Below are 13,370 nucleotides of genomic sequence, written 5' to 3'. Positions count from 1 at the left end.
AGGGTATGTCGTCACCTCTACGACCGTCAATAAGGCGAGAGATGGCGTACGGTTTCCGGCATGGAACGCATCAACCCGCCGGAGCTCGGCAAGCCGTCCGGGTTCTCGCACGCGGTGGTGGCCGAAGGCCGCGTCGTCTTCCTCGCCGGGCAGACGGCGCTCGACGCGTCGAACAAGATCGTCGGCGACGGCGTCGTCGAGCAGTTCGAACGCGCGCTCGGCAACCTGCTGACGTCGCTGCGCGCGGCGGGCGGTTCCCCATCGGATTTGTGCAGCGTGACGATCTACATCGTCGACATGGCCGACTACCGGACCCACGCGCGCGAGATCGGCGCGGTCTGGCGGCGGCTCGCGGGCGCGGAGTACCCGGCGATGGCCGGCATCGGCGTCGACCGGCTCTGGGACGAAGAGGCCCTCGTCGAGGTGCAGGGCTTCGCGGTCGTCAGCCGAAGCTGATCGACTTCGCGACGTACGCGCGGGCCGGGTTCTCCAGCTGCGCGTGCAGCTCGAAGAACAGGTCGGCCGCGCGGATCCCCGACCAGTCGCGGGGCAGGAACTCCGCGGGCAGGCCGGGGTCGAGGTAGGGCATCCGCCGCCAGCCGGTCAGCACGCGGACGTAGTCGGCGAAGGCCTCTTCGCCGGCCACGGACTTGCGACGCTGCCAGCGGCGCAGCGCGGGGCCGTGCTCGTCGAGGAACGTCGTGTACAGCTCGTCGAGCCGGTCGAGGTCCCACCAGTCGCGGACCTTCGCCCGGACGTCCCCGAAGGCCAGGTGATCGGCGCGGAACAGGTCGGCGTACCCGGCCAGGCCGAGCCGGGTCAGCGCCTCGGCGGTCGCGGCGTGCAGGTGCGCCGGGGCGATCCAGACGCCGGAAGCGGCGGTGCCGAAGCCCATCCGGGCGAGCTGGGTGCGCAGGAGGTGGCGCTTGTGCCGCTCGGTCTCCGGCACCGAGAACACCGCGAGCAGCCAGCCGTCGGCGGCGGTCGCGCGCCCGCGGCGGAAGATCCGCTCGTCCCCCTCGCGCAGGATCTCGCGCGCGTCGTTCGAAAGTTCGTAGCCGGCCGTGGTGCCGCGACGCACCGCTTCGAGGATCCCGCGCCGCTTCAGCCGCGAGATCGACGAGCGCACAGCGGGCTCGTCGACGCCGACGGCGGCCAGCAGGTCGATGAGGGAAGCGACCGAGAGCCAGCCGCCCTCGGTGCGCGAATAGAGGCCGTACACCGTCACGATGAGCTGGCGAGGCTGCGCCACCCGGCCGGAGCCGTCCAGTTCGGTTGCCTCGGGTACGGCCGTCATCGGGCCACAATAACGAACACGGGGCGACCTGGGAGACACGTTTTGGGCCGGGGAGTGCCCGGGCGTGCATCCGCTGGTCAGCGGAGCGGCTTCTCACTGCCGGGCGAGGCCGCCGGGGCCGGTGACCGGCGGGGTGCCCGAGAACGCCTCCCGCGCCGGATCGCTCCGCTACGATTTCGCCGCGATGCTGCCAGCCACCAAGGGGATCTTCGACCGGCTCACCCGCCGCGGCCGTCTGATGACCAAGCGGACCTGCGACCGGCAGGGCCACGTGCTGCGCGGCGGGCGGTTCCTGTTCCGGACGCCGACCGCGTGGGAGTACGCCGCCGCGGTCGCCTGCGGCTCCGATCCGGCCGCCCAGCGCTGGCTCGGCTGGCAGCGCGACTCGATCGTCGCCCGGGGCGCCCGCGCGGACGCGCTGCGCGTCGTGCCCGGCACCGGCCCGGACTGGGTGTCGCCCGATCCGCAGTCGATCGACCTGGTGATGATCGACGTCGAGGCCAACCGGTGCGTCGGGCTGGTGAGCGTGCACACCGGTGAGGACGGCGGCCCGGAGACCGGCGGCTACCTCGCGCCGGACTACCGCGGCCGCGGCAACGGCCGGATCCTCTTCGCGGCCGGGCTGACCCTGGCGCACGAGCACCTCGGCCTGCCCCGGGTGCGGGCCGGCGCCGAGGTCGGCAACGTCGCGAGCGCGCGCTCGCTGCAGGCCGCGGGGCTCACCCGCGTCGCCGGGCCGCCGACGTACCGGCTGCCGGACGGCCGCGTCACCGAGGCGTGGTGGTTCCAGCACGCCGTCCCGCGGACCACGCGCTGCGGCGGTCCACAGGCGACGTGGTTCCCGGCGTCGCTCCTGTAAAAGCTTCGGCCGTCGCCGACGTTTCCCGTGGTTAACGTCGCCGCATGACTTCGCTTTCCGCCCCGGTTCCCCCGGTGCCCACTGACGTCGTTCCGGGAAGTGTCGCCTGGTTGCGGGCTTCGGTCGCCCGCTTCAGCAATGGTCCCGACCACGCCCGGCGTCGGTCGCTGGCCGTCGACCTCCTGGCTGATGTCGATCCGGAGGTGTTGCAGCGCAAGGCATTCGAGAAGGCCGGCGGCGACTTCCGCCTGGTCGTCGTCGGAGTGCTGGCGGGAGAGCTGGGCCTGCCGGTGGTGGCGTCGGACGTCGTGGCGGTCGCGGCCGCCTACCACCCGCACGTGACGCCGTCCGCGGAAGCCGAAGCGGCGCTGGGACGGCTGGTCACGGCGTGCGGTGGGACCACTGACGAACTCGTCGCCGCGCGGATCGGCCTGCTGATCCAGGCCTGCGAAGCCACCGCCGGACTGATCGGCAACGCGGTTCCGTTGGTGCGGGCGGGAAAGCCGCCCGAGGAGGCGGTGGCGGAAGTGCTGCGCGCGGATCCGCCGGTGCCGCACACCCGGCGCCGCGTGTACGGCGAGGACGTCTTGGTACCGCTGGCCGGGACACCGTTCGGGGCGGGCCAGCGCGAGTGCCCGGGGCCGGCGCACGCGATCGCGCTCGCGACCGGCGTGCTGCGGGTGACCCGCGGCTGAACCGCCGCCGGGTTCTGCTACTACTTACCGCGTTCATCTTCTTGGGGGAAGGCGCGGATAGTGCTGTATTTCGATGGTCTGCTCGGCATCGTCACGTTCGGGTTGTGGATCTTCTGCCTGGTCGACGTGATCACGACGGACGAGTCGTCCTGTCGCAACCTGCCGAAGTTGCTGTGGCTGCTCCTCGTGCTGGTGGTGCCGCTGGTGGGGTCGATCATCTGGCTGGTCGCGGGGCGGCCGCAGCAGGCGGCGCGGGCGCGCGGCCCGTACGAGCGGAACGCCCCGGCGTACCCGGAGTACGACCGCCCGGGCCGGTTCGCGGCCGGCAGCGCGGACGACGACGACGAGTTCCTGCGCAAGTGCCGGGAGCGTGCGGAGGCGCAGCGGAAGCTGGCCCGGGAGAAGAACTCCGAGGACTGATCCTCGATGTCATGAACGACTCGTTCATGTCGTCCGACGACATGAAAGGGTCGTTCATGTCGTTGCGGGGGAGCTAGCAGCCGGGGCCCTCGCAGGTGCCGTGCTCGTAGGCCTCCAGCGTCGAGATCACCAGCCGGCGCTCGGCCGGCGTCAGCGGCGCCAGCGCGTTGCTCCACGCCTGCGCGCCGCGCGCCAGCCACGCGTCCACCGCCGGGCGGCGTTCCGGCGTGATGCTCACGATCGTGCGGCGGCGATCCGCCGGGTCCTCCTCGCGGTTCAGCACGCCCTGGCGACTCAGGTCGCCGACCATCAGGCTCGCCGTCGTCGGGGCGACCTCCAGGCGGCCGGCCAGCTCGGTGACCGTCATCGGGCCGTCGAACAAGAGGATCGACAGCAATGACAGATGCCGCGGCGCGAGCGCGCAGCCGTTCAGCTCGTCGGGGACCGGTGTCCGCTTCGCGCGGCCGACCAGCCGCGGCATCAACAGCAGAAGCCGGCGGACGCCGTCCTCGAGACTCAACCCGGCCTCCGTTGACACCGCCTGCCTCCCGTCGGTAGCTTTGTTTGCAAAGCAAACGCTTCTCTGGTCTCCGAGCGTACCTCGGGCCACGAACGAGCGTACCGGCCAGAACAGGGGAATCCATGACAGCGCCAGCCGACATGAACGACTTCAACAACCAGGTCGTCGAAGAGTTCCGGACCAACGAAGGCAAGGTCAGCGGCTACTTCGAAGGCAAGAACGTGCTCCTCCTCACCACGATCGGCGCGAAGAGCGGGCAGGAGCGCCTGTCGCCGCTGGTCTACACCTCGGACGGCGACAAGCTCGTCGTCGCCGCGTCCATGGGCGGCGCGCCGAAGAACCCGGCCTGGTTCCACAACCTCGTCGCCAACCCGAAGGTCACCATCGAGGTCGGCACCGAGAAGTTCGAGGCCACGGCCACCGTGATCGAGGACCGCGCCGAGCGCGACCGCCTCTACGCGGGCATGGTCGCGCACGCCGAGGGCTTCGCCGAGTACGAGACGAAGACCACGCGGCTCATCCCGATCGTCGTCTTCGAACGCTGACGTCCCGATCCGCCGGCCGATTTTCGCCCGGCCGGCGGATCCGGCTCACCCCAGCCGCCCCGCCGGGTCGTACTTCGCCTTGAGTTGCTTCAGCCGGGCGACGTCCCCGGCCGGGAAGGCCGCCGCCAGCTCCGCGGCCGAGTGCTCGCCGTAGAGGAACGGCAGCAGCCGGCCCGTCGACCACGGCGCCAGCGCGTCGAACAGCTTCGCGTGCGCGCGGCGGATCGGCTCGACGCCGTCCTCGACCACCGACAGCGCCCGCACCACGAATTCCGCCGCCGAGTCCCAGCCGACGCCGTCGCCTGCCCGGCGCGCCAGCTCGCCGCCGAGACGGTCGATGATCAGCACCGTCTCCACCGGCGCGCCCGGACCGGCGTGCTCGAGGATCGACGTCAGCATCCCGTCGTTGAGCACCTCCACCGTCGCGTTCGTCCCGTGGTACGGGTGCGGGTGCGGCGGATCGCTCGCGATCGACCCGGAATCCGTGTACGGCAACCGCTTCAGCGTGTCCAGCAGCACCGGCGCGGCGGCCCGCAGCGGCGCGACGAGCTCGTCGCCGCCGTCGCCCAGGTACGCGATCCGGACGTTCGCGACGTGCTTCCCGCGGATCGGCTCGGGCAGGAACGGCAGGCCGGGCAGTGCGACCACGGCGATCGACGTCGTCAGCTCGTCGGGCGCGGTCATCGCCCACGTCCGCCACGCGCGCAGCACCGCCGGCAGGTCCGCGGCGTCGAAGTACAGCCCGCCGCCGTACAGCTCGGTCACCGGGACCAGGCCGAACTCCAGCGCCGTCACGACGCCGAAGCCGGCGCGCCCGCCGAGGAGAGCCCAGAACAGGTCGTCCCCCGGTGTCACCTTCCGCGGTTCGCCGTCGGCGGTGACGACGTCGATCGCGCGCACCCGGTCGGCCGCGCGGCCGAACCGCCGCGCCATCAGCCCGAAGCCGCCGCTCAGTGTGTAGCCGACGACGCCGACGTCAGGCGACGAGCCGCTCAGCGGCGCCAGCCCGTGCTTCGCCGCTGCCTCGATCACCGCGCCCCAGCGGACGCCGGCGCCGACCCGCGCGGTCTTCGCGCCGGCGTCGATTTCGACGCCGGTCATGCGGCGCGTGCTGATCAGCAGGCCGTCGGTGCCGGCGGTCAGGCCGTGCCCGGTGGCCTGCACGGAGACGGCCAGGTCGTGCTCGGCGGCGTACTTCACGGCAGCGACGACGTCGTCGGCGGTCTCGGCGGCGACGACCACCGCGGGCTTCGTGGCGACGGACGTCTGGAAGCCGGCGATCTCCTCGGCGTAACCGTTCTGACCAGGGCGAAGGGTGAACATTTTTGGCTCCTTTCGTTGTTTCCAGCTTCGGGCCGCGAGGATCAGAAGTCCAAGATCTGGTTTTTCTACCAACTAGAATCAGTGCTTATGGAACTGCACCAGCTCGCGTACTTCGTCGCGGTCGCCGAGGAGGGCAACTTCACGCGCGCGGCGGAACGGCTGCACGTCGCCCAGCCCGGGGTGAGCGCGCAGGTGAAACGACTCGAGCGCGAGCTGGGGCAGGAGCTGCTGGACCGGTCGGGCCGCACGGTCCGGCTCACCGATGTCGGCGCCGCCGCGTTGCCGCACGCGCGGGCCGCGCTCGCGGCGGTGAAGGGGGTGCGCGAAGCCGTCGACGAGCTGGCCGGGCTGGTCCGCGGCCAGGTCGCGATCGGCGCGGTGACGTCGGCGGGCCCGGTGAAGCTGCCGGACCTGCTCGCCCGCTTCCACGAGCGCTACCCGGCGGTCGAGATCACGCTGTCCGAGGCCAACTCGGACACGATGCTGGCGGCCCTGCGCGAAGGCCGGCTCGACCTGGCGGTGGTCGGCCTGTCGACGGACCCGCCGCCCGGCATCGCGACGCAGGTGCTGATCGACGAGCCGTTCGTGGCGGTGACTTCGGGTTTCCTGACCGGCCGCGCGGAGGTGGTGATCGCGGACCTGGCCGGGCTGCCGCTGATGGCACTGCCGAAGGGAACGGGCCTGCGCACGGCGTTGGACGCCGCGTTCGCGCGCGAGGGGCTGACGCCGCGGATCGCGTTCGAGGCGGCCGACCCGAACGTCCTGGTGCAGCTCGCGACGCGGGGGCTCGGGGTGGCGGTGGTGCCGGAGTCGCTGGGCCGCTACCACGAGGCGGAGCTGCGGGTGGTGACGATCGCCGGGCCCGGGCTGCGGGGCGTGCTGGCGCTGGCTTGGCGTACCGACGGGCCGCTGAGCCCGGCGGCGCGGGCGCTGATCGCGTTCGCCGGAAGCAACTACCGCTCTTGACACGTCGTCAACAGTGTCGTTCCCTGGAGAGCGTGACCGAAACCGCGCTCCAGGACGCCGTCGTCGGGGCCGGGCTGCTCGCCGGCAGCGCGAACGTGATCATGCAGCTCTCCCGCGCGCCTGTCGGCTACGGCGTGCTCGAGAGCAAGGTCGACAGCGGCAACCTCTTCCGCCACCCGATCAAGCGGACGCGGACCACGCTCACCTACCTCGCCGTCGCCGCGATGGGGACCGACGCCGAGCGCGCGGCCTACCGGCGCGGCGTCAACCAGGCCCACTCCCAAGTCCACTCGACCGCCGGAAGTCCCGTCGCCTACAACGCCTTCGACACCGACCTCCAGTTGTGGGTCGCGGCCTGCCTCTACAAGGGCTTCGAGGACGTGTACGTCGCGTTCGTCGGCGGCGAGCCGACGCACTTCTACCGCGCCGCCGCGGCCCTCGGCACCACGCTGCAGGTGCGTCCCGAAATGTGGCCGGCCGACCGCGCGGCCTTCGAGGAGTACTGGGCGGCCGGGCTCGCCGAGGTCGGCGTCGACGACACCGTCCGCCGCTACCTCACGGACATCGTCGACCTGCGGTTCCTGCCCCCGGTCGTCGCCGCGCCGGGACGCCGGTTCCACCGCTTCGTCACGACGGGCTTTCTCCCGCAGCGCTTCCGCGACGAGATGCGCCTGCCCTGGACGGCGGCCGACCAGCGCCGGTTCGACGCGCTCCTCGCCGCACTCGGCCGGGTCACCCGCGTGCTCCCGGCCGCGGTGCGGCGGTTCCCGTACAACCTCTGCCTCTGGGACCTGCGCCGACGGCTGCGCACCGGGCGCCCGCTGGTCTGACGCGCCCGGATACAGTGTCGGGTCGGCACCGCGACCCGGGGAGATTCCATGACGGCGATCGAGACCGACGTCGAGCCCGCAGCGACCGCGCCGGTCCGGACCACCCGCCGCGCACCGCTGATCGTGGTGTCGCTGGTCCTCCTGGCCGTCTTCCTCGTCGGCGCCTGGGCCGCCTGGTTCCTCACCATCGACGACGCGTTCATCAGCTTCCGCTACTCGGCGAACCTCGCGGCCGGCCACGGCCCGGTGTGGAACGTCGACGGCCCGCGCGTCGAGGGCTTCACGAACTTCGCCTGGGTCGTCTGGTCGGGACTCGGCGCGTGGCTCGGGCTCGCACTGCCGCTGTTCGCCAAGGTGACGTCGCTGCTGCTCGGCCTGGGGACGCTGTACCTGCTGATCCGCGAAGGCCACCGCCGCGCCGAGCTCACCGGAGTCCTGGTCGGCGCCGGCGCGTACGTCGTGTTCCTGCCGACGTACTTCCACATCACCGCCGGCCTCGAGACGGCCGCGTTCGCCGTGGTGCTGCTGCGCGTCGTCGTGCTCGGGCTGCGTGTGCTCGCGAACGAGCGGGTGCGGACATGGGAACCGCCGGTGCTGCTGCTCCTGCTCGGCATGCTCCGGCCGGAAGGCGTGCTGGCCGCGCTGCCTGTCTTCGCTCTGTGGTTCTTCCGCGAACGGAGTTCGAAGCGCTGGGTGTGGACCGGTGCCGCGGTGGTCGTCGGCGCCGCGTACTTCGTATGGCGGTGGCGGTTCTACGGACAGCTGCTGCCGAACACCTTCTACGTCAAGTTCGGCAACCTCGACTCCGGCTGGGCGTGGACGAAGCACACGACGCTGCTGCTCCTGCCGCTCCTGCTGCTGACGCTCTCGCTGGTGTTCCGCAAGGCGACGCGGGCGATGGGCGGGCTCCTGGTGGCCACCGTCGCGGTCACGTACGTGACGTACGCGGTGTCCGGCCCGACCATGGATTACCTCGACCGCTTCGCCGACCACGCGATCCCCGTCCTCTGCCTCGGCGCCGGGATCGCCGTCGGGACGCTGACCCAGCGCGTGGTGGGCGCGGCGCTCGGGCTGGTGGCCGTCGGCTGGTCGGCCGTCGCCGGCGCGACCGCGCCCGACCTCGGCGTGATCGCGAACTACGGGCCCGACCTGCAGCGCGCGCACGTCGCGATCGGGCAGGGCCTGGCCGAGGCCGACGTCCCGGAGCCGGCCCGCAGCCTCGCCGTCACCGATGCCGGCGCGATGCCGTACTACAGCGGCTGGACGTCGATCGACTACATCGGCCTCAACGACGCGGCGATCGCCCGCGGCGCCGACCCGACCCAGGTCGTCATGCAGGCGCGGCCGACGGTGATCGTCGTGACCGCGAACGGCCCCGAACCGGTGGGCTCGCGGTACGGCTTCGACTTCGCCAGGGCGACGGCGGGCTACGAGAAGGTGGCGGCGGTCGAGATGCGGGCCGGGTACTGGCAGGACGTTTACGCGCTGCCGCAGTACGCGTCGACGGTCGGCGAGCACGTCCGGCAGCGCGCCGACGCCGCCCGGCAGCTCAACGACCCGGTGCGGACCGACGACACCGTCGACCGCTGGCTCGACCGGCTCCGCGGCGAGCTGCCCTTCTGAAAGTTGACCGCGGCGCGCGCGGGCGCGAAGGTGGGCCGATGAGCGGCGACGAGGTCAGGCACGGCGTCAAGCTGAGCAGTCTCGACCAGGAGGTCTTCCCCGATGCGGGGGTGTCCAAGCGGGAGTGGCTCGACTACCTCGAAGCCGTCGCCGACCGGATGCTCCCGGAGCTGCGCGACCGGCTGCTGACGGTGCTGCGGGTGCTGCGCGGGCAGGGCCCGTTCATGCAGAAGAACCTGCCGAAGTACACACCGGACTGGGTCGAGCGGGTGTCGGTGTGGGCCGAGACGTCCAAGCGGGACGTCTCGTACGCGCTCTGCAACGACCTCCGCACGCTGATCTGGTTCGGCAACCAGCGGGCGATCGAGTTCCACACGTCGCTCTACCGCGGCGACCCCGGCACCGGCCCGACGCACCTGATCCTCGATCTGGACCCGCCCGCCGACGGGCCGTTTTCCTTGGCCATCGGGGCCGCGGCGCTGGTGCGCGAAGCGCTGCGCAAAGACGGCCTCGACGGCGCGGTGAAGACGAGCGGCTCGAAAGGCGTGCACGTGTTCGTGCCGCTGGCGCCGGGCCAGTCGACGGAGGACATCGCGGCGGCGACGCGGGCGGTCGCGGCCCGCGCCGAGCGCATCGACCCGTCGCTGGGGACGACCGAGTTCGTCAAGGACCGCCGTGAGGGCAAGGTGTTCCTGGATTCGACCCGAGCGGGCGGCGCGACGGTGGTGTCGGTGTACAGCCCGCGTCACCGGCCGGGCGCACCGGTGTCGTTCCCCGTCCGCTGGGCGGACTTGGCCAATGTCAAACCGGGGGACTTCACGGTGAAAACCGCGCCTGGGCTGCTCGGCGACGGCGCCGACGCGTGGACGGCGGAGATGCCGGAGCCGTTCGTGCTGCCGGCGGACCTGGTCGAGGAGGGCCACACGATCCCGATCGCCCGGGTGGTCGCGATGCACGAGGGCAAGCGCCGGGCCCGGGCGGCTCGCGAGCCGGGTTAAGCCGCTTGGTTGTGCCCGCGCCACGCCGGCCCGTGCGGGCGCCGCAGGGTCGCGCGGGTGATCTCCACGATCCGGCCCGGCTCCGACGCCGCCACCCGATGACGGGCCAGCCACGCCGTGTCGCGGCCGAACGACCACACCAGCGACGCCAAGGCCGCCACCACGAAACCGAACGAGACCGCCCACGGCAGCAGCCCGGAGACCGCCACCACCAGCACCACACCCTGCACCGCGGCCACCGTCTTCCGGGCCATGCTCGGGTACAGCGGCGCGGTCAACCACGGCAGCGCCCACGAAGCCGCCACGAACGCGTACCGCATCAGGCCGATCGCCAGCACCCACAGCCCCAGCGTCCGGGACACCTGGATGCACAGCAGCAGGATCAGGAACGCGTCGACCTCCATGTCGAACCGCGCGCCGAACTCGGACGCCGTGCCCGTGCGGCGGGCGACCTGGCCGTCGAACCCGTCCATCGCCAGGGCCACCGCGACCAGCCCGACCAGCAGCGGGAGCGGGTGACCGCCGTCGGCGATCAGCTCGGCCGCGCCACCCACCAGTACCGCGCGGGCGAACGTGATCCAGTCCGCCGGGCCGAACTTCCCGCGGCCGCTCTGCCGCAGGCCCCAGCCCGTCAGCAACAGCAGCGCGAGGCCGTACGCGGCCCCGGTCGCCCAGGCGATCGGGGAAAGGAAACCGGCCCCGGCGGCGAGCGCCCACACCGGGACCGCCGAGCGTAGGAAAAGTCCGTTCTTGATCATCTTTTACTCCGCGAATCGGCACGGGTGCTCATAAGGTGGCGGCGACACCAGCCTCCGGTCGCCTGCAGAGGAGAACACGTGGAACAGGCTTTCTGGGTTCAAAGTCCCGACGAAGGTGCGCTCCGGACTGTGACGCTGCGTGAGCCGGAACACGGCGAAGTGCTCGTCCGCACGCTCTTCTCCGGCGTCTCCCGCGGTACCGAAACCCTCGTCTTCCGCGGCGGCGTCCCGGCGAGCCAGCACGACGTCATGCGCGCGCCGTTCCAGGAGGGCGACTTCCCCGGCCCGGTCAAGTACGGCTACCTCAACGTCGGCGTCGTCGAGCAGGGCCCGGCCGATCTCGAGGGCAAGACGGTCTTCTGCCTCTACCCGCACCAGACCGCGTACGTCGTCCCCGCGAGCGCCGTGACGCCGGTGCCGGACGACGTCCCGCCCGGCCGCGCGATCCTCGCCGGCACCGTCGAGACCGCGGTCAACGCCGTCTGGGACGCGAAGCCGAAGCTCGGCGACCGGATCGCGGTGATCGGCGCCGGCATGGTCGGCTGCAGTGTCGCGAAATTGCTCCAGGGCTTCCCGGCGACCCGCGTGCAGCTGATCGACGTCGACCCGTCGCGCGCGAAGATCGCCGACGCCCTCGGTGTCGACTTCGCGACGCCCGAAGCCGCGAAATCCGACTGCGACCTGGTGGTTCACGCGAGCGCCAGCGAGGCGGGTCTCGCTCGGGCGCTGGAGCTCCTCGCGCCGGAAGGCGAGGTCGTCGAGCTGTCCTGGTACGGCGACCGCCGGGTGAGCGTGCCGCTCGGCGAGAACTTCCATTCGCGACGGTTGACGATCCGCAGCAGTCAGGTCGGGACGGTCGCGCGGCCCGACCGCGACTACGCCCAGCGGCTCGCCCTCGCCCTCGAACTGCTGGTCGATCCGGCCTTCGAAGCGCTGGTCACCGGCGAATGCATGTTTGAAGATCTTCCAACCGTGCTACCCCGGTTGGCCGCCGATGAACTTTCCGCCCTCTGCCTCCGTGTCATGTATCAGCCGCAGTGACCACGTCCACCCCGAACGCATCGGAGGTCTTGGTGTTCAGCATCACCGTCCGTGACCACGTGATGGTCGCCCACAGCTTCCGCGGAGAAGTCTTCGGACCCGCGCAACGCCTGCACGGAGCGACCTTCGTGGTGGATGCGACTTTCCGCCGTACCGACCTCGACGAGGACAACATCGTCGTCGACATCGGCAAGGCCACGGAAGAGCTCGGGGCGGTGCTGAGCGACCTGAACTACCGCAACCTCGACGACGAGCCGGTGTTCAAGGGCATCAACACCTCCACCGAGTACCTCGCGAAGGTCATCGCCGACCGCCTCGCCGACGCCGTCCACGCCGGACGCCTCGGCGAAGGCGCGCGCGGCCTCGAAGGCATCGCCGTCTCGCTGAAGGAATCGCACGTCGCGTGGGCGAGTTACGAGCGTGCGCTGTGAACAGCCTGTACGTGGTCCTCCCCGGGGACGTCGACGACGCGTCGGTCCCGAGTGGAGGCAACACCTACGACCGCCGGATGTGCGACCGGCTCACCGAGGCCGGCCTCGACGTCCACGAGATCGGCGTTTCCGGCAGCTGGCCGCGTCCCGACACCGAGGCCCGCGCGGTCCTCGGCCACCTGCTCTCCGCGCTGCCCACCGGGTCCGCGGTGCTGCTCGACGGCCTGGTCGCCTGTGGCGTGCCCGAGGTCGTCGTCCCGCAGGCGCGCCGGCTGTCGCTCTCGGTGCTGGTGCACCTGCCGCTGGCCGACGAGACCGGCCTGCCGCCCGCGCTGGCCGCCGAGCTCGACGCGCTCGAGCGCGACACGCTGCGGGCCGTGAGCTCGGTCGTCGCGACCAGCGAGTGGGCCGCGCGCCGGCTGGTGAGCCACCACGGCCTCGCCCCGCACCGCGTGCACGCCGTGCCGCCCGGCGTCGATCCGGCCCCGCCGGCCATCGGCACCGATGGCATGTCCCGGCTGGTCTGCGTGGCCAACGTGACCCCGCGCAAGGGCCAGGGCGTGCTCGCCCAAGCCCTGGAAACCGTCGCCGACCTGCGCTGGACCTGCGAGTGCGTCGGCGGGATCCGGCGCGAGACGAAGTACGTCGAGCGGCTGCGCGAGCACCGGCTCGGCGCCCGCTTCACGCTCACCGGTCCCCGCACCGGGGCCGCGCTGGCCGCGACCTACCACTCCGCCGACCTGCTCGTGCTGCCCTCGCGCGCCGAGACGTACGGCATGGTCGTCACCGAGGCCCTCGCCCGCGGCGTGCCCGTGCTGACCACCGACGTCGACGCGCTGCCGGACACCCTCGGCGTCGCGCCGGACGGCTCGGTCCCGGGCATGCTCGTGCCCGGCGACGACGTCGCGGCGCTCGGCGCCGCCCTGCGCCGCTGGCTCACCGAGCCCGACCTGCGGACGCGGCTGCGTGCGTCGGCGAAGCTGCGCCGCGAGACCCTGACCGGCTGGGACGACACCGCCCGCCGGATCGCCGAGGTCCTGCAGCGGCAGGAGGCGGCGGCATGA

General features: G+C 72.0%; 16 protein-coding genes. 12 read left to right on the top strand and 4 right to left on the bottom strand.

The genetic code is table 11. From position 1 onward, the window contains the following. Positions 1–60: 60 nt before the first annotated feature. A complete protein-coding gene (locus AB0N03_RS13750; protein ID WP_364370205.1) occupies positions 61–456 on the top strand; it encodes a RidA family protein in 396 nt (131 codons plus the stop codon). Here the strand turns inward: AB0N03_RS13750 and AB0N03_RS13745 are convergent. Next, a complete protein-coding gene (locus AB0N03_RS13745; RefSeq protein ID WP_364370203.1) occupies positions 443–1,297 on the bottom strand; it encodes a PaaX family transcriptional regulator C-terminal domain-containing protein in 855 nt (284 codons plus the stop codon). The genes AB0N03_RS13750 and AB0N03_RS13745 overlap by 14 nt on opposite strands. A 184-nt stretch (positions 1,298–1,481) precedes the next feature. On the opposite strand from AB0N03_RS13745, the gene AB0N03_RS13740 reads away from it, so the two are divergent. Genes AB0N03_RS13740 through AB0N03_RS13730 form a run of 3 tightly spaced genes read left to right on the top strand, consistent with a single transcriptional unit; the run spans position 1,482 to position 3,271 of the window. Next, complete coding sequence (locus AB0N03_RS13740; RefSeq protein ID WP_364370200.1) at positions 1,482–2,156, top strand: GNAT family N-acetyltransferase; 675 nt, start codon at positions 1,482–1,484, stop codon at positions 2,154–2,156. A gap of 44 nt (positions 2,157–2,200) precedes the next feature. Beyond that, the gene (locus tag AB0N03_RS13735; RefSeq protein WP_364370197.1) at positions 2,201–2,851 is read left to right on the top strand and encodes a hypothetical protein; all 651 of its coding nucleotides are present in this window, start codon (positions 2,201–2,203) and stop codon (positions 2,849–2,851) included. 60 nt (positions 2,852–2,911) lie between these two features. Next, positions 2,912–3,271: a PLDc N-terminal domain-containing protein gene (locus tag AB0N03_RS13730; protein ID WP_364370194.1), complete on the top strand. Its 360-nt coding sequence runs from the start codon at positions 2,912–2,914 to the stop codon at positions 3,269–3,271. A 73-nt stretch (positions 3,272–3,344) separates the two neighbouring features. On the opposite strand, the gene AB0N03_RS13725 is transcribed toward AB0N03_RS13730, so the two are convergent. Next, positions 3,345–3,809 carry a MarR family winged helix-turn-helix transcriptional regulator gene (locus AB0N03_RS13725; protein ID WP_364370191.1) on the bottom strand — a complete coding sequence of 155 codons (465 nt, stop codon included), beginning with the start codon at positions 3,807–3,809 and terminating at the stop codon, positions 3,345–3,347. Positions 3,810–3,913: 104 nt separating this feature from the next. Here AB0N03_RS13725 and AB0N03_RS13720 point away from each other — a divergent pair, with 104 nt between their 5' ends. Then, entirely contained in the window at positions 3,914–4,336 is a 423-nt protein-coding gene (locus tag AB0N03_RS13720) for a nitroreductase family deazaflavin-dependent oxidoreductase (RefSeq protein WP_364370190.1), read from the top strand. A gap of 45 nt (positions 4,337–4,381) precedes the next feature. On the opposite strand, the gene AB0N03_RS13715 is transcribed toward AB0N03_RS13720, so the two are convergent. After that, a complete protein-coding gene (locus AB0N03_RS13715; protein ID WP_364370187.1) occupies positions 4,382–5,659 on the bottom strand; it encodes an FAD-binding oxidoreductase in 1,278 nt (425 codons plus the stop codon). An 87-nt stretch (positions 5,660–5,746) separates the two neighbouring features. Between AB0N03_RS13715 and AB0N03_RS13710 the strand changes: the two genes are divergently transcribed. From AB0N03_RS13710 to AB0N03_RS13695, 4 genes are read left to right on the top strand one after another with little or no spacing between them, the layout of a single operon-like run. Continuing rightward, positions 5,747–6,625 carry a LysR family transcriptional regulator gene (locus AB0N03_RS13710; RefSeq protein ID WP_364370185.1) on the top strand — a complete coding sequence of 293 codons (879 nt, stop codon included), beginning with the start codon at positions 5,747–5,749 and terminating at the stop codon, positions 6,623–6,625. A 32-nt stretch (positions 6,626–6,657) separates the two neighbouring features. Continuing rightward, complete coding sequence (locus AB0N03_RS13705) at positions 6,658–7,455, top strand: oxygenase MpaB family protein (RefSeq protein WP_364370182.1); 798 nt, start codon at positions 6,658–6,660, stop codon at positions 7,453–7,455. A 48-nt stretch (positions 7,456–7,503) separates the two neighbouring features. After that, complete coding sequence (locus tag AB0N03_RS13700) at positions 7,504–9,078, top strand: hypothetical protein (protein ID WP_364370179.1); 1,575 nt, start codon at positions 7,504–7,506, stop codon at positions 9,076–9,078. Positions 9,079–9,116: 38 nt separating this feature from the next. Further along, positions 9,117–10,076, top strand: a complete 960-nt coding sequence (locus AB0N03_RS13695; protein ID WP_364370176.1) for an ATP-dependent DNA ligase — start codon at positions 9,117–9,119, stop codon at positions 10,074–10,076. Here the strand turns inward: AB0N03_RS13695 and AB0N03_RS13690 are convergent. After that, the gene (locus tag AB0N03_RS13690; protein ID WP_364370173.1) at positions 10,073–10,834 is read right to left on the bottom strand and encodes a CDP-alcohol phosphatidyltransferase family protein; all 762 of its coding nucleotides are present in this window, start codon (positions 10,832–10,834) and stop codon (positions 10,073–10,075) included. The genes AB0N03_RS13695 and AB0N03_RS13690 overlap by 4 nt on opposite strands. A 78-nt stretch (positions 10,835–10,912) precedes the next feature. Here AB0N03_RS13690 and AB0N03_RS13685 point away from each other — a divergent pair, with 78 nt between their 5' ends. From AB0N03_RS13685 to AB0N03_RS13675, 3 genes are read left to right on the top strand one after another with little or no spacing between them, the layout of a single operon-like run. Next, positions 10,913–11,875: a zinc-binding alcohol dehydrogenase gene (locus AB0N03_RS13685; RefSeq protein WP_364370170.1), complete on the top strand. Its 963-nt coding sequence runs from the start codon at positions 10,913–10,915 to the stop codon at positions 11,873–11,875. Positions 11,876–11,907: 32 nt separating this feature from the next. Continuing rightward, positions 11,908–12,306 carry a 6-carboxytetrahydropterin synthase gene (locus AB0N03_RS13680; RefSeq protein WP_284742883.1) on the top strand — a complete coding sequence of 133 codons (399 nt, stop codon included), beginning with the start codon at positions 11,908–11,910 and terminating at the stop codon, positions 12,304–12,306. Then, on the top strand, positions 12,303–13,370 hold the full coding sequence (locus AB0N03_RS13675) for a glycosyltransferase family 4 protein (RefSeq protein ID WP_364370167.1): 1,068 nt from the start codon (positions 12,303–12,305) through the stop codon (positions 13,368–13,370). Before AB0N03_RS13680 ends, AB0N03_RS13675 begins: the two co-directional genes overlap by 4 nt.

It is taken from the genome of Amycolatopsis sp. NPDC051061, assembly GCF_040682935.1.
Lineage (GTDB): Bacteria > Actinomycetota > Actinomycetes > Mycobacteriales > Pseudonocardiaceae > Amycolatopsis.
Note: the sequence above shows the minus strand (reverse complement) of the source record. Positions and strands in the feature narration are given on the sequence as shown.